Annotated in this window: 15 protein-coding genes; 6 read left to right on the forward strand and 9 right to left on the reverse strand. The window is 64.6% G+C overall.

The features are described from left to right. The first annotated feature begins 76 nt into the window (after nt 1–76). Complete coding sequence (locus ACZY1G_RS15350; RefSeq protein ID WP_463812696.1) at nt 77–718, forward strand: TetR/AcrR family transcriptional regulator; 642 nt, start codon at nt 77–79, stop codon at nt 716–718. Between the two features lie 29 nt (nt 719–747). Continuing rightward, entirely contained in the window at nt 748–1,962 is a 1,215-nt protein-coding gene (gene dinB / locus ACZY1G_RS15355) for a DNA polymerase IV (RefSeq protein WP_463822850.1), read from the forward strand. 3 nt (nt 1,963–1,965) lie between these two features. Here the strand turns inward: dinB and ACZY1G_RS15360 are convergent, their stop codons facing one another. After that, nucleotides 1,966–2,970 carry a PHP domain-containing protein gene (locus tag ACZY1G_RS15360; RefSeq protein ID WP_463822851.1) on the reverse strand — a complete coding sequence of 335 codons (1,005 nt, stop codon included), beginning with the start codon at nt 2,968–2,970 and terminating at the stop codon, nt 1,966–1,968. A gap of 91 nt (nt 2,971–3,061) precedes the next feature. Between ACZY1G_RS15360 and ACZY1G_RS15365 the strand changes: the two genes are divergently transcribed. The 3 genes from ACZY1G_RS15365 (at nt 3,062) to ACZY1G_RS15375 (ending at nt 5,988) form a co-directional block, all read left to right on the forward strand. Beyond that, entirely contained in the window at nt 3,062–4,210 is a 1,149-nt protein-coding gene (locus ACZY1G_RS15365; protein ID WP_463822852.1) for an EspA/EspE family type VII secretion system effector, read from the forward strand. Next, nucleotides 4,179–4,520, forward strand: a complete 342-nt coding sequence (locus ACZY1G_RS15370; protein ID WP_463822853.1) for an ESX-1 secretion-associated protein — start codon at nt 4,179–4,181, stop codon at nt 4,518–4,520. The genes ACZY1G_RS15365 and ACZY1G_RS15370 overlap by 32 nt, the downstream gene beginning before the upstream one ends. Nucleotides 4,521–4,758: 238 nt before the next feature. Next, complete coding sequence (locus ACZY1G_RS15375; protein WP_463822854.1) at nt 4,759–5,988, forward strand: hypothetical protein; 1,230 nt, start codon at nt 4,759–4,761, stop codon at nt 5,986–5,988. Here ACZY1G_RS15375 and ACZY1G_RS15380 read toward each other — a convergent pair. After that, a complete protein-coding gene (locus tag ACZY1G_RS15380) occupies nt 5,985–6,554 on the reverse strand; it encodes a TIGR03086 family metal-binding protein (RefSeq protein WP_463814761.1) in 570 nt (189 codons plus the stop codon). The genes ACZY1G_RS15375 and ACZY1G_RS15380 overlap by 4 nt on opposite strands. A 71-nt stretch (nt 6,555–6,625) precedes the next feature. Between ACZY1G_RS15380 and ACZY1G_RS15385 the strand changes: the two genes are divergently transcribed. Next, nucleotides 6,626–7,480 (forward strand): LLM class F420-dependent oxidoreductase, encoded by an 855-nt coding sequence (locus ACZY1G_RS15385; protein ID WP_463822855.1) that lies wholly within the window; start codon nt 6,626–6,628, stop codon nt 7,478–7,480. A gap of 459 nt (nt 7,481–7,939) precedes the next feature. Here ACZY1G_RS15385 and ACZY1G_RS15390 read toward each other — a convergent pair whose 3' ends face one another. The 7 genes from ACZY1G_RS15390 to gltB form a co-directional block, all read right to left on the reverse strand. Continuing rightward, the gene (locus ACZY1G_RS15390) at nt 7,940–8,287 is read right to left on the reverse strand and encodes a hypothetical protein (RefSeq protein ID WP_463822856.1); all 348 of its coding nucleotides are present in this window, start codon (nt 8,285–8,287) and stop codon (nt 7,940–7,942) included. Nucleotides 8,288–8,298: 11 nt separating this feature from the next. Next, nucleotides 8,299–9,459 (reverse strand): His-Xaa-Ser system radical SAM maturase HxsC, encoded by a 1,161-nt coding sequence (gene hxsC, locus ACZY1G_RS15395; protein ID WP_463822857.1) that lies wholly within the window; start codon nt 9,457–9,459, stop codon nt 8,299–8,301. Further along, nucleotides 9,456–10,910, reverse strand: coding sequence for a His-Xaa-Ser system radical SAM maturase HxsB (gene hxsB / locus ACZY1G_RS15400; RefSeq protein ID WP_463822858.1), 1,455 nt, complete (start codon nt 10,908–10,910; stop codon nt 9,456–9,458). The genes hxsC and hxsB overlap by 4 nt, the downstream gene beginning before the upstream one ends. Nucleotides 10,911–10,914: 4 nt before the next feature. Then, a complete protein-coding gene (locus ACZY1G_RS15405; protein ID WP_463822859.1) occupies nt 10,915–11,220 on the reverse strand; it encodes a hypothetical protein in 306 nt (101 codons plus the stop codon). A gap of 68 nt (nt 11,221–11,288) precedes the next feature. Beyond that, complete coding sequence (gene hxsA2 / locus ACZY1G_RS15410; protein WP_463822860.1) at nt 11,289–11,999, reverse strand: His-Xaa-Ser repeat protein HxsA2; 711 nt, start codon at nt 11,997–11,999, stop codon at nt 11,289–11,291. A gap of 374 nt (nt 12,000–12,373) precedes the next feature. Beyond that, nucleotides 12,374–13,840, reverse strand: a complete 1,467-nt coding sequence (locus ACZY1G_RS15415; protein ID WP_463822861.1) for a glutamate synthase subunit beta — start codon at nt 13,838–13,840, stop codon at nt 12,374–12,376. Beyond that, entirely contained in the window at nt 13,833–18,416 is a 4,584-nt protein-coding gene (gltB, locus tag ACZY1G_RS15420; protein WP_463812706.1) for a glutamate synthase large subunit, read from the reverse strand. The genes ACZY1G_RS15415 and gltB overlap by 8 nt, the downstream gene beginning before the upstream one ends. Between the last annotated feature and the right edge of the window lie 216 nt (nt 18,417–18,632).

Here is an 18,632-nt window from a genome sequence, read left to right on the forward strand (position 1 = left end):
GAAGGCAAGCTATCAACGCCGCGTCGAGACAGTCAACAGTGCGTCGATATTATCAACAGGGTGTAAAGTGCAGGAAGTGTCCACCACCAGCCATGCGCGTGCCGGCCGCGGCCGGCGCAGTTCGCGCCCGTCGGGTGACGACCGAGAGCTCGCGATCCTGGAGACCGCCGAGCGCCTGCTGGAGCACCGCCCGCTGGCCGAGATCTCCGTCGACGACCTCGCCAAGGGCGCCGGGATCTCACGGCCCACGTTCTACTTCTACTTTCCCTCCAAGGACGCTGTCCTGCTGACGCTGCTCGAGCGCGTCATCGCCGAGGCCGATGCCGCGCTGGCCGAGTCGATAGCGACCCGGCCCGCCGATCGCCGGGCATTCTGGCGCCGCGGTATCGATGTGTTCGTGAGCACCTTCGGCGCTCACCGCGCGGTGTGCGCCGCGACGGTCGGTGTCCGCACCACGGACTCGGCGGCGCGCGAGATGTGGGCGCGGTCGATGCAGCGCTGGATCGACCATTCGGCGACGGTGATCGAGGCGGAACGGGCCGCCGGCGCAGCGCCGGTGACGGTGCCCGCGATCGAGCTGGCGACCGCGCTGAACCTGATGAACGAGTCGGTCATGGCGGCGACATTTGCCGGCCAGCAGCCCGCGATCCCCGATCACCGCGTGCTCGACAACCTCGAGCACATCTGGACCACCAGCATCTACGGCGACTCGGCCTAGCTTTTCGTGTCGGCCCTTGATGCGAACATGTGTTCGTGTCCGGGGAAGCCAGCATCCTCCACGCTGATCTCGACTCGTTCTACGCGTCGGTCGAGCAGCGGGACAATCCTGCGTTGCGCGGTCAGCCGGTGATCGTGGGCGCCGGGGTGGTGTTGGCGGCCAGTTACGAAGCCAAGGCGTTCGGGGTGCGGACCGCGATGGGCGGCCGGCAGGCCCGGGCGCTGTGTCCGCAGGCCATCGTGGTGCCGCCGCGTATGTCCGCATATTCGAAGGCCAGCGAGGCCGTGTTCGAGGTGTTCCGGGACACGACACCGGCTGTCGAGCCACTCTCGATCGACGAGGCGTTCCTCGACGTGTCCGGGTTGCGCCGGGTGTCCGGCACTCCGGTACAGGTCGGCGCCAGACTGCGGGAGCGGGTGCGTGACGAGGTCGGGTTGCCGATCACCGTCGGGATCGCGCGCACCAAGTTCCTCGCGAAGGTGGCCAGCCAGGAGGCCAAGCCCGATGGTCTGCTGCTGGTGCCGCCCGACCGTGAGCTCGCCTTCCTCCACCCGCTGCCGGTGCGGCGGCTGTGGGGCGTGGGTGCCAAGACCGCGGCCAAGCTTCGCGAGCACGGCATCGAGACGGTGTCGGATGTCGCTGAGCTGAACGAGGCCACACTGCGGTCGATGGTCGGCGGCGCGATGGGTCGTCAACTGTTCGCGCTGGCTCACAATCAAGACCGCCGTCGGGTGGTGACGGGGCAGCGGCGCCGCTCAGTGGGAGCCCAGCGCGCGCTCGGCCGGGCCGGCAACACGATGTCGCCGGCGGAGGTGGACGCGGTCGTCGTCAACCTGATCGACCGGATCACGCGGCGCATGCGCGCCGCCGACCGGACGGGACGCACCATAGTGCTGCGCCTGCGGTTCGACGACTTCACCCGTGTCACCCGCTCCCACACCCTGCCTCGAGCCACGGCGTCGACGGACGCGATCCTGCAGGCGGCGCGGGCTCTGGTGGCGGGCGCGGCACCGCTGATCGCCGAGCGGGGTCTGACGTTGGTGGGGTTCGCGGTCTGCAACATCGACCGCGACGGTGCGCAGCAGATGGAGCTGCCGTTCTCGCACTCCGCCCTCGCCGCGGACAGTACGAGCATCGACGCGGCGATCGACCGGGTGAGGGGTCGTTACGGCAACGCGGCGGTCATGCGGGGAGTGCTGGTCGGCAAGGACACGGGATGGGAGATGCCGATGCTGCCCGATTGACGCTCACGAGCGGGTCCATTCCAGCAGAGTGTCCGCGTCCCACGTGTTGACGATGCGGTCGGCGGCCAGGCCGGCGTCGAGTGCGCGTTGGGCGCCGTAGCCCAGGAAGTCGAGCTGGCCGGGTGCGTGGGAGTCGGTGTCGATGGAGAACACGCAGCCGATCTCCATCGCAAGGGTGAGCAGTCGGGTGGGCGGATCGCGGCGCTCCGGTCGCGAGTTGATCTCGACAGCGGTGCCGGCGTCCCGGCACGCCGTGAACACGGCGTCGGCGTCGAAGGTGCTCTCGGGGCGCATCCCCCGCCCGCCGGTGACCAGCCGGCCGGTGCAGTGCCCGAGGATGTCGGCGTGCGGGTTGGTGACGGCCTTGATCATCCGACGCGTCATCGCGGGAGCATCCATCGCGAGCTTGGAGTGCACGCTCGCCACGACGACGTCGAGCCGCTCGAGAAGCTCGGGCTCCTGATCGAGTGAACCGTCTTCGAGGACGTCGACCTCGATACCGGTGAGAATGCGCATGGGAGCGACACTTTCGCGGAGCTCGTCGATGACGTCGAGCTGATGGCGCAGTCGGTCGGGTGAGAGACCGTTGGCGATCTTGAGGCGCGGCGAGTGGTCGGTCAGCGCGCAGTACTCGTGCCCGAGCTCGCGGGCGGCCAGCATCATCTCCTCGATGGGCGCCGAGCCGTCGGACCAGTTCGAGTGCACGTGCAGGTCGCCCCGCAGCGCGACACGGATCTCACCGCCGCCGAGGTCCTGGGCGGACTCGCGCAACTCGACCAGCACGTCGGGTTCGTGCCCCGCCCAGGCCTGGGCGATGACCTTGGCCGTCTTGGGTCCGATCCGCGGGAGCGATTGCCAGCTGTTCGCGGCGCCGTGCTTCTCACGCTGGGCGTCGGTGAGCGCCTCGACGACGTCGGCGGCGTTGCGGTAGGCCATCACTCGGCGCGGATCGTCGCGGGCGCGGTCCTTGTAGTAGGCGATCTGGCGCAGGGCGGTGACCGGATCCATGCCTTCAGTGTGCCCGCAGGGCAGGGCAGAAAATCCTGTCAAGACCCCTCTTGGCCGGTTGTTAGTGTTTTCTGCGACGGACGGGGGTGTCGTGGGGCTGTTCGAGGATCTCTTCCAGATCGGCGACGGGATACGCAGCGGTGCGATGGACGCACCGAGTTTCGTCGTCAACCTGCTCAGCGGTGATGTGCACGGCGCGACCACCAACGGCCGCAATCTCATCGGCGACGTCGTCGGCGTTCTCGACGGTGTCGAGGGACTGGGGGTCAGCCTGGGCGAGATCCCCCGGCGATACCTGGGGCCGGCCGCGAAGCTCGCCGACTCGAAGATCCTGTCCGCCGCGCAACTGGCCATCGAGGGCCAGAAGGCACTGACCGGCTCCGGCGACCCGGACGAGGGCAACGGCTATCGGGAGTCCGCACGCCGGCTCGAGGACACCGTCGAGACGCTCATCGATGCCGCGCCCAAGGACGATCGGTGGGATGGCGCGGCGGCGGAGACCTACCGGAACACGAATGCGGAACATCGACGTGTGACGTCCGATGCCAGTGTCGCGGACAAAGCGATCGGTGACGTGATCGCAACGCAGGCGGGCCAGGTGCGTCGTACACGGCAGACCTTGGACGAAGCGTCTCAGAGCTTGTACGACTTCGGACTCGCAACATCGTGGATGAACTTCATCCCGGGTATGGCTGCTGCAAAGGCGGCGGCAGATCTCGCCAGCGCTAGCGCTGCTCTGGCCACCACTCAAAGCGCGTTAGCGATTCTGATCAGAAACTCGGTGGAGAACGCAGGGCGGATCGAGCGTATCCACGGCGAGTACACGGAGTCCGTCAAGTCCATGAGCGAGGAAGACAGCGCGGCAGCCCCTACACCTGAGCTTGCGGGACCCTGCGGAACCTTTGTCGAGCAAAACGAGGACCTCGCGAAACTGCCTCGACGAATCCGCGAGCCAGGCACTTATGAAATACCCGATACCGAGCCCAAATGGGGTCCTCCCGCAACACCTTACGGTCTAGTTCCGCGCGCTCCCTCGGTCACGCCAAATCTCTCCGGTCCCCCTTCACTCCCCGAGCAGAAGCGGTCTGCCGCTCGTGCGACTGCGCGGACCACCCCTCACATTCTTCGCAGCCCTTCACCCGGGGGAGCGGCCGGTGGCCAATCCCCGACGGTCGGCCCCGCGCCGCTAACCAGGGTCGAAGACGAGAATGAAAAGGCAGCAACCCGTGACCAACCCTGAGATCAACGTGCATGTCGTTACCGACCACATCCGCCAGTTGGCTGATACGCAGTCTCGGGCAGCTGACCAGTTCACGGGGGCGAACCGTGCAATAGCCGGTGTCTCGGACCGGGTCCGTGAGACCCACGGACTCATCTGCGCGATGACAAGCACCGTGCTGTCCGATGTCGACCAGACGCGAGTGTCGCTGGGACGGCGATTGTTCGCACGATCCACGGAGCTGTCGGCCAAACTCACTACGGCGGCATCCAACTACGAGAATGCCGACTACCTCGCCGGCCGGGACATCGGCAGTGAATGCCGCTGGTAACGAGGTGAATTCCCTACGCAAGCGAACACCGCCGCGGTGGGCCACGTGGGAGCACGATGCCAATGAGACGCCGCTTCCCAGACGCCGGTCGCACTGGCCACTCGTAGCTGGAGTATTCGTGGTCGTGTGCCTCCTCATCGCTGGGGCGGCGTTCTTCTTGAGGGGAGATCGCGGGGGCATCCCGCCAGAACTCCGCGTCAGTTGGCAACCGTCGGGCCAACACTTCGTCAGCGCGTCCATGAGTTCTCTGCCGATCCCCGGCTGGCATGTACATCTCGAAGACCTCGGCTTGCCAGAGGACAGCCAGCTGTCGACCGCTGACATGCCCATCCATTCCCGTCCGTTCATCAACAACGTCGGTGATCGAGCGTTTTTCCTCGCGCGAACACCCGATGAACCCACCCAGTGGTGGCTTGCCGGCATCGACGTGTCACGCGGTGTCTCTCTTTTCCCGGCCGTCAGACTCAATACAGGAGGCAAACCGGAGTGCCTTCTCAACGGGCCTGATGCTGTTCTCTGTGTGACAAGCGATATCGCCGACCGGACAGCTTGGGTCATCGATTCGCGCTCCGGCGCGGTGACCTACAACGGACAGACTGACCTCAACGTTCGACCCAACGACCTCGAAGTGACGCAGCTAGGCATCTACGCCGTCGCAGAATCTGTGAACGAGGGGGTTTACGGCATCGGCCCCACTGCGAACACCACCTGGTTCGTACCCGGCGCCGGCGACCCGGGACCGAAGTACCTTCACCCACTGGACATCGACCCTCCCGCTTTGGCGTACCAAACCACCTCCGGGAGGGGTTCATTCGGCAAGGTGGTGTTTTCGCCGTCTGACGGACGAGTACTTCGCCCCCAGCTCCCAGACGGCGCTGAGCAACAAACCACCCTGTTGTTCCCCGGAGGCTTTGTGTCCCTGATCGACACGAGCGACCCACGAGACCAGATCGAATTCTTCGACGCAACAGGCAACCGCACGTCGACACGAAACTTCACCGGCGGGTTGTCCTCGCTGCGGGGCTATTTCGATCTACCAGTCGTCTCCTCGTTTGACGGTGAGGACAGCTGGGCCTTGGTGACATCGCGTGGCGACCTCGTGTTCTCGGCGCCGTCCGGTACGGGTGACCCTGTCCGCCTGGTCGGTTCACGCTTGATCATCAGTGCCAGCGACTTCTCGACCCGCGGTTGGGCCCAATACGACGTGCGCTCCGGGACGTGGGGAAAGCGATGCACCGATGTGGACATGGACGCCGGGTACATCGGCTTTGACGGCCGCGTCGCGGTGACGAGTGACGGGAACCAGACAATAGGACTCGACACCGAAGCTACCGACCTCGACACATGCGAGCGGTTGTGGACTATCAGCTCGGCTCCGGGTTCCTGGCGCAACGTCTGGCGCATCAACACCACGCTTGTTCAATTATCTGACGACGGAACCGAATTGATGTCACTCGTCGCGCCCTAGGGCGTCCAGGCCGGGTCCCGTCCGGTGAGTGCCACCACCCGATCGAGCAGCGGCGCATCATCATTCACGGGAACCGCCGCGGCGAAGAGTCCCTCGACCGGCGGCCCGGAGGCGAACTCCGTCACGTGCGGCAGCACCGCGCGCAGGACGTCGTCGTCCACCGCATACGGTCGGCCGGTGGCCCGCGCCAGATCCCAGCCGTGCACCACGACCTCGGTGAGCGCGATCCTGCCGCCGACCTCGGCCGGGAAATCCACGCCGCCGGCGCGCGACATCCCCTCCCACGCCGCGGGGTCTCCCCACGCCGCCGCCATTGCCGTCAGACGCTCCGGGTACGAGGTCCGCCAGTCGTCGTCGAGCCGGTCGCTGACCTCTGGCGGAGAGTTGGTCAGCTCGCAGAAGTCCTTCCGCGCCGCCGCGGTGAACGCCGCCGCCAGCCCACCCAGGTGCGACACCAACGCCGCTACGCTCATCTCCGAACAGGGCGTCGGCCCCGTCAACTCGCCGTCACCGACGGTCCGCACCAGATCCGCGGTGCCCGCACACGCTGAGGTCATATCGATCATGTGCATGCTGACTCGCACCGTCCGCCGAACTCATCGGCGCATCTCCAGGATTTCGTCCTAGAGTCGGCATAGTGAGATTCGCATTCAAGACTTCCCCGCAGAACACCACCTGGTCCGACATGCTCGCGATCTGGCGGGCCGCCGACGACATCGATGTCTTCGAATCCGGCTGGACCTTCGACCACTTCTATCCGATCTTCTCCGACTCGACCGGCCCCTGCCTGGAGGGGTGGATCACGCTCACCGCTCTGGCCCAGGCGACCACCCGATTGCGTGTGGGCGTACTCGTCACCGGCATCCACTACCGGCACCCGGCTGTACTCGCCAACATGGCCTCGGCACTCGACATCGTCTCCAACGGCCGCCTCGAGCTCGGTATCGGCGCCGGCTGGAACGAGGAGGAGTCCGGCGCCTACGGGATCGAACTCGGCAGCATCAAGGAGCGGTTCGACCGCTTCGAGGAGGCCTGTCAGGTGTTGCGTGGCCTCCTGAGTCAGGAGACCACGACCTTCGACGGCCGGTTCTACCAACTCAAGGACGCCCGCAACGAGCCGAAAGGTCCGCAGCAGCCGCATCCGCCGATCTGCATCGGCGGCAACGGCGAGAAGCGCACCCTGCGTATCACCGCCCAGTACGCCGACCACTGGAACTACGTCGGCGGCACACCAGAGGAATTCGCACGCAAGCGAGATGTACTGAAGCGGCACTGCGCAGACGTGGGACGCGATCCCAAGGACATCATGCTGTCCTCGCATGTGCGGCTGGAGGAGCGCAACTACCGCAAGCTCATCGAGGATTGCATCGCGCTCGGCGCCGAGGGCCTCGATCTGGCGATCATCTATCTGCCCCCGCCCTACGATCCTGCGGTGCTCGAGCCGCTCGCCGAGGCGATCCGCGACTCAGGTCTGCTCAGCAAAGATCGGTGATGATCACGATTCGGTAACGAAGGGCAACGTTGCGGGTCGCAGCGTCCACCTGGAGATCGACGGACGCGACAAAATTCGCTAGAAGCCGTACCGAACGAGTTCGTCAGGGGTGATCAGGCGCTCTGCCTTGGCCGGAAATTCGCGGCTTTTGACGGGGTGGCGGAACAGTGACCAGGCAATACGACTGATCCGAGTGCGGGTAACCGGGGTGATGGACACGGTGTCTACTCCTGCGGTGTACGTATAGCTGAACCGGGGAGCCACCTTACCGCAGCGCCCTCACCAAGTCATTAGATACCTGACCGCTGGCAAACACTGGAAGGCACGCCGAAAAAAAATATGCTGTTTCTGGTGTGACTCATGGGGCTGGTGTTAACGCCGCGAAACCGGTCGTTGACCATCCCGTGCACCGAGCGTGGCGTAGTGGTTGTGAAATCGATGCACTCGCAGCGGGCTCGCTCACGTTCGGCGGAACAGCTCCGGCGGCCTTCCGCGACCGACCGTCACCCGATCCCCGGTCGCTGTCAGTTGGGGTTCCATCGCGCAGGTGTCGCGCTGCAGCGTCACTCCCGCGACGGCTTCGTGAGCCAGGCGCAGCTCCCGCAGCGTGGACGCGTCACCCAGCAGCCTGTCGAGGTCGGGCGCGGTCGCGTACCTGGCGCGGACCTCGGCGACAGCCATCGCGACGATCTCGCGGTGGTCGTAGACCAAGCGACCCGGGGCACCCACCGGCATCAGTCGGGTCGTCGCGAATCGCCCGGCGAGCCGTTCGGCCGGGACGACGGCGACGTGGGCGACCGAGAGCACCCAGCCGCCGACTAGATAGCTGCGATTCCCCGGCTGATTCTAGGTCGCCCCGTTGAGAAGAAGCCTGCGCAATCGCTCCGCGCTGAGCAGCCGTCGCACTCGGCGATGTAGGAGTTCTTCCAGTCGGAGATTGACTGAACTGCATATGCGCGAGTAGTTGGGTCGAGCACGCATAGCGGCAAGTTATAAACCGAGACATTAACCCCTGCTACGGAGAGCACGTCTACAGCCGCTTTCAGTTGGTCCTGATAATCAACCGGATCGATCCATAATTTGTCGTTGTTGGCGATCGCGAAGCCAGTGTTTTCCATACCCATCAGTGCCACGTGATCGATGAACGGCAAATTGCGAGCAATCCAGGAGCATGTGTCTCGTAGACGGGGCGCCGTAATGGCGTGAAGCACGATACGTATCTCAACAGCCTGACCAAGGTCCTTCATCCGCAGCACACCCAGGACGGTCTCATCGAAGGCACCCTTCGCCTGCACCACGTAGTCGTGGATATGGTCAACCGCTGCATAGAGCGGAATGCCGGCCGAAAGTTTCGGATGCGAAATTGCCGCCCAAGCGTTTGCGACGTCAACCGATGCGAATGCACGACCATTAGTCAGGACGTGCACTGCCGTGTCGGGGAGCAGCTTACGGGTCAGCTCAAGCAGTTCGATGAACCTACGCCATTCAGTCAGCGGCTCTCCACCAGTGAACGTCAGAGCGGCAGTAGCCGGGTCTACTAGAGGAATACTTGCCGCGATTTCGTCTAGCAACCAGCCATCGTCGGCCTTCTTCGGCGGCTGAGAGCACATTAAGCAGTAGTTGTTGCAGCGTTCCGTTATGAGGAAAAAGTTGTGCTTGGACGATCGGCGGAAAAGTACTCTCACCCAACCGGACTCGGGATGGATCGCCAGAATGTCACCATCATCGAGCGTTGCAAACGTCCCGGGCAGTCGAACATAATTTAGCGAGACATTGACCGGAGCCGCATCACGAGCAACGCCAAATCGGTACCCTCGCGCCTGCGCCAGCTCCCAATCGGATTCTCTTCGAATCAGGGCGGCATCGTGCTTGTGCGCCGGGAAATCGGTAGCAGATCGAAGGCGCCACAATCGATTTGCGAGGCCCAAACCCACGATGTCACTCCGGGGGGACCGGGCGGAAAGTACCAGCGGCTTCATCCCGCCCAGCCTCGAAGAACTTCAGCATCGTCTGGAGAATGTTCCAGCAGTTCGAACAGATGGGTAATGACGCCCATATGCCGTTCGCAAAACTCAGAGAGCGGCTTGATTCCCAGCAGGTCCTTCTGTGTCGCATAGTGATACACAGGGTCAGCCCCGCAGTTGGGTTCGAAAACACAGCTCGAGCATTGCGGGGCTGTTTGCGTCAGTGAATCCGCAACCGCTGACACCAATGAGTCAGACAGCATGAGATCTCGATATTTGTGCTGGCGCACGTTGCCGAGCTCGAATCGGCGGTCACCCATTTCCGCGAGCATCCGGGCCTCGTCGGACGCGAAGACTGAGCTATCGTAGTTGTAGACGAGAGCACCTAGCCCGATTCCTGCCGGGCTTCTCAGGTCGACGTAACCGATAGGTTCGTCGCTCAGCATTCTTCGAAGCATCACAGCCGAATAGAATTCGGGGAATCGACGCCCGGACTTATTAATATCAATGATGTAGCGTAGGCCACGTTTCCAAAAATCGAGCCATTCTGTTGCGCCATACTTGTGAAATTGCTTCGTCTTCATTGCGAACCCGTATGGGGATAGGGGCCGTAGAAAGATACCGTCGAGACCCCGCAAGAGGTATTCGTCGACGATCTCCTCGACACGATGAAGGCTCGCCTCGGTGGTAGTCATCAAAGCCCCAACCCTGTCGGGTCCCAGTCGCCTCTTGATTCGTTCGATACCTGCTACTGCAAGCTCGTGACTATTCTGCCCCCGACGCGGACGGTTCTTATTGTGCAGGTCGCGAGGACCGTCCAATGATGTGCTGAAAAGAATGTCGTGCTGGTCGCAGAAGTCGAGCACATCGTCGTCGAGAAGGGCCAGATTCGTCGCGATAACGAACTGTAGTTGCTTTCCACGTGGGGCAGCGCGCTCCTTGGCCGCCAGAACAATCCATCGGATTAGCTCGAAATTCAGCAGCGGCTCGCCGCCCTGAAATTCAATCTTGATCAGCGGAGCTGGTGCTGACAGCGCGATGTCCAACGCTTGGGAGGCCGTCTGTTCGTCCATGTCGTAACGATCGCGGTCCCTGCTCTGCCGCGACACTTGGCAATACGGGCAAGAGTGCTCGCACCGCAATGTGACGACGAATATATGAAGCGGCGTAGCCGCCCGCAGAAAGCTCATGCGGCTACGCAGCCTAAGAGCCAAGAGTTGTTGTTGTGAGCGCTGTCCAACTGAAGCGACGAAGAGCTTCTCGAACGCGCGCTCATAGAGCCCATCGCCCGGCGAAAGCTCAAGAGCACAGAGGCGTTGTAGCTCCAGAGCAGTCATTTCCGCCATGTCACCAACCATGTTGCCGACGAGGAAGCGATCTTCACCCAGCCGTTCGAAACGAATAGGCAGCAGGTGGAGGTCGGCCCTTTCGGGCGCGAAAGAGTCCGGCGGCGCGAATCTAGCCAAAGTCCTACCTTTCCTCGGCCAGCGATCCAAAGGCCAACGCAACGATCACATCTCGGAGTCGCTCAGTTTCGCGGCGCACTTTCTCGCGGAGATTCTCATCGGTGACCAAATTGAGGAAGTGGGAGCGCAACTCCTCGCCCTGCAGTTCCGACTGCGACGGAGAGAGTCGGCATACATACCGCCCCTGCGCTTCGTCAATCTGGCAGGTGGCATGCCCGATCAAGCGGTAAGCGGCCTCGTGCAGAGCCCCGATCGCTTGTATCGACGCGTTGAAATCGACCACTACATCGGACGAAGGCGGATTGGTCATGGGCATCACCCGCCGATGCCATTGGGCAGCGGCGTATTCCTCTCATGCCTCTGTGCGGTCTTCAAAAGTCAGTAGTTGTCACCGAGATAGGGGGTGCAATAGTCACCGCCAGTGAGCACTGAGGTCAATGCCTGCTGCGCAATGCTCGTAGCCTCACTCGCCCCAAGGCCGAAGTATTGTTCAAGTTCGCTCACAATAGCCGTCACACCGTAGCCATAGACCGCCCGCTCGCAGGCGTGCTGAATCGGGTTGGCGGTGGACTGCGGCGGCGGAGCGGTGCTGGTGGCGGGAGGCGGAGGAAGAGGCGATGGGTAGATCGGCGGTAAGTTGATCGGATTCGGAAGGGACGGCACGTAACCGCCTCCATAACCTCCGCTGGACGACGCATGCGAAACGTGGGAGGAATGCGAAGAATGGGATGAGTGCGACCCATGTTGCGGGAACAACATCCCGTTGCTGGCCTGATGCACCGTGAAGCTCATTAGCTCCACTCCGCCAGACAGGCCAGACTCAGCAACTGTCCCATCCTTTCCCTCGGTGTCCGCACTGTGCTCAGCGTTGCCCAGGTCGAGGGGCGTTTCAGTAGTTGGCGGGACGGCAGCGGGTGCCGCGAGCGCCGCGAGAGCCGTGGCGAGGCTCAAAACCCTAGGGGTCTCACGCATTTCCGCCTCCACGAAGCAAGACTGATCGACCACCGTCAGATCGAACTGCCATCTTCCCTCCCCCTGTGGGCAACAGCAGCGCCTACCGTCTCGCAAGAAACGATGTTCGTAGAACATCAGGCCCTCTATGCCCCACCGAATTCTAGGCTCGTCTTCGATTCGCTGTGGCCGATTGAGCTCATTACTTTGGTCGTCTATTCATGCCGCTCCGGCAGCGATCAATTGCCGAGCGCCAACACGATCCGGATCGTTTGAGGGTCTAACAGCTTTGGGTGAAGAGGACCATTAGATTGCAACGGGCCTTGATCACCGACGGTTGGGTCGGCCAACGCACCCCGGGGGTTGGCCGAAGCAGACCATGTCTTACGAGTGACAACCGCGCGGCCCAACGGGACCAATCGTCAGGGGAGGCCTCAAAACTAGCCGGATTGCGGGCGCGCTTCGGCGAGCCGTTGCGGGGGCCGCGATTCGAGACGACCCCCGTCGTCTGACTACCGCTGCGGCACCGCGGTCGGCTTGATGGGCGCCGGCAGCGCCGTGTGCCCCATGAGGTACGTGTCCACCGCGGAGGCGGCCGCACGTCCCTCGGCGATCGCCCACACGATCAGGGACTGGCCCCGACCCATGTCGCCGGCGACGTACACCCCGGGAACCGAGGTGGCGAACTTCGAGTCACGCCCGACGTTGCCGCGCTCGTTGATCTCGACCTTCAGATCCGTCAGCAAGCCCTCACGCTCCGGACCGGTGAAGCCCATGGCCAACAGCACCAGATCGGCCGCCATCTCGAAGTCGCTGCCCTCGACCTTCTCGAACTTGCCGGCCTTCATCTCGACCTCGTAGCCGCGCAGACCCGTCACACGGCCGTCCTCGCCGAAGAACTCTTCGGTGTTGACCGAGTAGACGCGCTCGCCACCCTCCTCGTGCGCGGAGGTGACCCGGTACACCAGCGGGTAGGTCGGCCACGGCGTCGAATCCGCGCGGGTCTCCGGCGGCCGCGGCATGATCTCGAACTGGTGCACGTGCTCAGCGCCCTGGCGGTGTGCGGTGCCCAGGCAGTCGGCGCCGGTGTCACCGCCGCCGATGATGATGACCCTCTTGCCCTTGGCCGTGATCGGCGGCTGGTTGTCGTCGTCGACGACGGGGTCACCGAGCTGCACGCGGTTTGCCCACGGCAGGTACTCCATGGCCTGGTGGATGCCGTCGAGTTCACGTCCGGGAATCGGCAGATCGCGCCGCGCCGTCGCGCCGCCGGCCAGCACCACAGCGTCGAACTGCGAACGCAGCTGCGCGGCAGTGATGTCGACCCCGACGTTGACGCCGGCGCGGAACTCGGTGCCCTCGGCCTCCATCTGCTCGAGGCGCCGGTCGATGTGGCGCTTCTCCATCTTGAATTCGGGGATGCCGTAGCGCAGCAGACCGCCGATGCGATCGTCCCGCTCGAACACCGTCACATCATGGCCGGCACGTGTGAGCTGTTGCGCCGCGGCCAGTCCCGCCGGGCCCGAGCCGACCACCGCGACCTTCTTGCCGGTCTTGCGGTCCGGCGGCAGCGGAACAACCCAGCCTTCGTCGAAGGCCTTGTCGATGATCTCGACCTCGACCTGCTTGATGGTCACCGGGTCCTGATTGATGCCGAGCACGCACGAGCCTTCGCACGGCGCCGGACACAGCCGCCCGGTGAACTCCGGGAAGTTGTTGGTCGCGTGCAACCGCTCGATCGCCTCGCGCCACCGGTCGGTGCGGACCAGGTCGTTCCATTCCGGAATCAGGTTGCCCAGCGGGCATCCGTTGTGACAGAACGGGATACCGCAGTCCATGCACCGGGCGGCCTGAACCTGCAGATGGTCGGGAGGGAATTCCTCGTAGACCTCTTTCCAGTCCCGCAGGCGCAGGTCGACGGGGCGACGCTGCGGCGTCTCCCGCTGGGTGTACTTCATGAAACCGCGCGGATCAGCCACTTGCGGCCGCCATGATCGCTTCGTTCACATCGTCTCCGTTGCGTTCCGCATCGGCGATGGCCTGCAACACACGCTTGAAATCGCGGGGCATCACCTTGGTGAAAGAACCGGACTGGGCGTCCCAGTCGGCCAGAATCCGTTGTCCCACGGCAGAATCGGTGGCGTCCACGTGCGCCGTGATGATGTCGCGCAGGTACTCGGTGTCCTCGTCGTCGAGGCTCTCCAAGGCCACCATCTCGCCGTTGAGATTGTCGGCCAGGACGTTGTCGGGGTCGTAGACGTAGCTGATGCCGCCGGACATACCCGCCGCGAAGTTGCGGCCGGTGGGGCCGAGGATGACGACCCGTCCACCGGTCATGTACTCGCAGCCGTGATCACCCACGCCCTCGACGACGGCGTGGGCGCCGGAGTTGCGCACCGCGAACCGCTCTCCCACCTGGCCGCGCAGGAACATCTGGCCGCTGGTGGCGCCGAACAGCACGACGTTTCCTGCGATGATGTTGTCCTCGGCGACGTAGTCCGCAGGCGCGTTCTCCGGCGGACGCACCACGATGCGCCCACCCGAAAGGCCCTTGCCGACATAGTCGTTGGCGTCGCCGTAGACGCGCAGGGTGATGCCCTTCGGGACGAACGCGCCGAAGCTGTTGCCCGCCGAACCCTGGAACGTGATGTCGATCGTGCCGTCGGGAAGTCCCTGTCCGCCGTAGGCCTTCGTCACCTCGTGGCCGAGCATGGTGCCGACGGTGCGGTTGACGTTGGCGATCGTCGTGGAGAACCGAACGGGGGACGCGTCGTCGATCGCCTCCCGGCACTGCACGATCAGCTGTTGGTCGAGCGCCTTGTCCAGCCCGTGGTCCTGCCGCGAGCTGCAGTAGAGGTCCTGGTTCATGAACGCCGACTCGGGCTCGTGCAGAACCGGGGTCAGATCGAGCTTGTGCGCTTTCCAGTGCTCGGCAGCCTTGGCGGTATCGAGCGCGCCGACCTGGCCGACCATCTCGTTGACCGTCCGGAAGCCCAACTGCGCCATCAGTTCCCGAACTTCTTCGGCGATGAACATGAAGAAGTTCTCGACGAACTCGGGCTTGCCGTTGAAGCGCTGACGCAGCAGCGGGTTCTGGGTGGCCACGCCGACGGGGCAGGTGTCGAGGTGGCAGACGCGCATCATGATGCAGCCCGACACCACCAGCGGGGCGGTGGCGAAGCCGAACTCCTCGGCGCCGAGCAGCGCGGCGACCACCACGTCGCGGCCTGTCTTGAGCTGGCCGTCGACCTGGACCACGATGCGGTCGCGAAGTCCGTTGAGCAGCAACGTCTGCTGCGTCTCGGCCAGCCCCAGCTCCCACGGCGCGCCGGCGTGCTTCATCGACGTCAGCGGGGTGGCGCCGGTGCCGCCGTCGTGCCCGGAGATCAGCACCACGTCGGCGTGCGCCTTGGACACGCCCGCCGCCACGGTGCCGACACCGTTCTCCGACACCAGCTTCACGTGCACGCGTGCCTGCGGGTTGGCGTTCTTTAGGTCGTGGATCAGCTGAGCGAGATCCTCGATCGAGTAGATGTCGTGGTGCGGCGGCGGCGAGATCAATCCCACGCCAGGCGTCGAGTGCCGCACCTCGGCCACCCACGGGTACACCTTGTGCCCCGGGAGTTGGCCGCCTTCACCGGGTTTCGCACCCTGGGCCATCTTGATCTGGATGTCGGTGCAGTTGGACAGGTAGTGCGACGTGACGCCGAAGCGACCCGAGGCGACCTGCTTGATCGCGCTGCGCCGCCAGTCACCGTTCTCGTCGCGGTCGAAGCGGGCGACCGCTTCACCGCCCTCCCCTGAGTTCGACCGGCCGCCGAGCCGGTTCATCGCGATGGCCAGCGTCTCGTGCGCCTCGGCGGAGATCGAGCCGTAGCTCATCGCGCCTGTGGAGAACCGCTTGACGATCTCGCTGGCCGGCTCGACTTCCTCGAGAGGAACCGACGGGCGTTCGCCCACACGGAATTTCAGGAGCCCACGCAGCGAGGCCATCCGCTCGCTCTGGTCGTCGACCAGCTTGGTGTATTCCTTGAACACCTCGTACTGACCGGTGCGCGTGGAGTGTTGGAGCTTGAACACCGTGTCCGGGTTGAACAGGTGGTACTCGCCCTCGCGGCGCCACTGGTACTCGCCGCCCACCTCGAGCTCCCGGTGCGCCCACTCGTCGGGGCGGTCCAGGTACGCCAGGGAGTGCCGGGCGGAGACGTCGTTGGCGATGTCGTCCAGGTCGATGCCGCCGACCGGACAGTTCAGCCCGGTGAAGTACTCGTCGAGCAGCTTCTGGCTGATACCGATGGCCTGGAACAGCTGGGCACCGGTGTAGGACGCCAACGTGGAGATGCCCATCTTCGACATCACCTTGAGCACGCCCTTGCCTGCGGCCTTGACGTAGTTGGCCTTGGCCTGGTCGCTGCTGATGCCGTTGATGACACCTCGATCGACCATGTCCTCGATCGACTCGAACGCCATGTAGGGGTTGATCGCGGCCGCACCGAAGCCGACCAGGCACGCCATGTGGTGCACCTCGCGGGCGTCGCCGGCCTCGACGACGAGGCCGACCTTGGTGCGGGTCCGGTCACGTACCAGGTGGTGGTGCACCGCAGCCACCGACAGCAGCGACGGGATCGGCGCCATCTGTTCGTTGGACTCGCGGTCGGAGAGCACGATGATGCGGGCACCGTCGCGGATCGCCGACGACACCTTGGCGCGGACGTTGTCGAGTGCTTCCTTGAGCCCTCGGCCGCCGCGGTTGACCGGGTAGAGGCAGCGGATGACGGCGGCGCGCATGCCGTGCTTGTGGCCGCGGATCTCGTGGTCGGGGTCGACGCAGATCAGCTTGGACAGCTCGGCGTTGCGCAGGATCGGCTGCGACAGCGCGATCTGGCGACACGACTCGGCGTCGGGATTGAGGAGGTCACCCTCCGGGCCGACGGTGCCGGCGAGGCTGGTCACCACCTCTTCGCGGATGGCATCCAACGGCGGGTTGGTGACCTGCGCGAACAGCTGCTGGAAATAGTCGAACAGCACACGTGACCGTGCGGAGAGCACCGCGATCGGGGTGTCGGTGCCCATCGAGCCCAGCGCCTCGGCGCCGGTGCGCGCCATCGGCGCGACCAGGAGGTTCAGCTCTTCGTAGGTGTAGCCGAAGATCTGCTGGCGCAGCACGACGCGGTGGTGCGGCATCCGCACGTAGTCACCGGGCGGCAGTTCTTCGAGCTTGAACAGACCGGCGTCAAGCCATTCCTGGTACGGCTGCTCGGCAGCCAGCTCGGCCTTGATCTCCTCGTCGTCGACGATGCGACCCTGCGCCGTGTCGACGAGGAACATGCGGCCGGGCTGCAGGCGCATCTTCTGCACGACGGTGGCCGGGTCGAGGTCGAGCACGCCGGCTTCGGAGGCCATCACGACGAGTCCGTCGCTGGTCACCCAGATACGGGAGGGCCGCAGACCGTTGCGGTCCAGGACCGCACCGATCACGGTGCCGTCGGTGAAGCACACTGCCGCAGGACCGTCCCAGGGCTCCATCAGCGAGGAGTGGTACTGGTAGAAGGCCCGCCGCGCCGGGTCCATCGACTCGTGGCGCTCCCAGGCCTCGGGGATCATCATCAGCACTGCGTGCGGCAGGCTGCGACCGCCGAGGTGCAGGAGTTCGAGCACCTCGTCGAAGCGGGCGGTGTCCGACGCCCCAGGCGTACAGACGGGCACGATCTTGTCGAGGTCCTGGCCCGAACCGAAGATGTCGGTCTTGATGAGCGCCTCGCGGGCCCGCATCCAGTTCTCGTTGCCGGTGACGGTGTTGATCTCGCCGTTGTGGGCGACGCGCCGGAACGGGTGAGCCAGCGGCCACGACGGGAACGTGTTCGTCGAGAAGCGGGAGTGCACGATGCCGAGCGCGCTGGTGAGGCGCTCGTCCTGCAGGTCGAGGTAGAAGGCCTTGAGCTGCGGCGTGGTCAGCATGCCTTTGTAGACGAACGTCTGCCCGGACAGGCTCGGGAAGTAGACGGTCTCGCGGCCGGGACCGTCCTGGCCCGGCCCCTTGGTGCCGAGTTCGTGCTCGGCGCGCTTGCGCACCACGTAGGCGCGGCGTTCGAGGTCCATTCCGGAGGCGCCGGCGAGGAACACCTGGCGGAAGGTCGGCATGGCATCGCGAGCCAAAGCCCCGAGCGACGATTCGTCGGTCGGCACGTCGCGCCACCCCAGCACCTGCAGGCCTTCGGCCTCGGCGATCTTGCCGACGGATTCACACGCCGTCGCAGCGTCCTTGGACGACTGCGGCAGGAACGCGATGCCCGTGGCGTAGTTTCCCGGCTCGGGCAGATCGAACTCGACGACCGCCTGGAAGTACTCGTGGGGGACCTGCAGCAGGATGCCTGCGCCGTCACCGGTGTTCGGTTCGGCGCCCTGGGCGCCGCGGTGTTCGAGGTTGAGCAGCGCCGTGATGGCCTTTTCCACGATGTCGCGGCTGCGGCGGCCGTGCATATCGGCCACCATGGCCACGCCACACGCATCGTGTTCGAATGCGGGGTTGTACAGGCCCTGAGGACTGGGCGCCATTCCCACCTACCTTATTTCTTCAGATACCTCGGCGCGAGAACGTTAGCCGGGGCGGCGGCGGAGGGGCTCTCGTGCAGCACTGAACGACGGCCCTTTTTCCACTCGCCACAAGTGCTCAAAACGATATGACAAAGGGCCCCTGACATGCCAACTTAGTGCATCCTAACGAGGTTGGGCCGCCCGGACTTCGCCCAACGGCTCACGGCGCCAGGTCAC

This window comes from Mycobacterium sp. IDUB_5, from assembly GCF_055419565.1.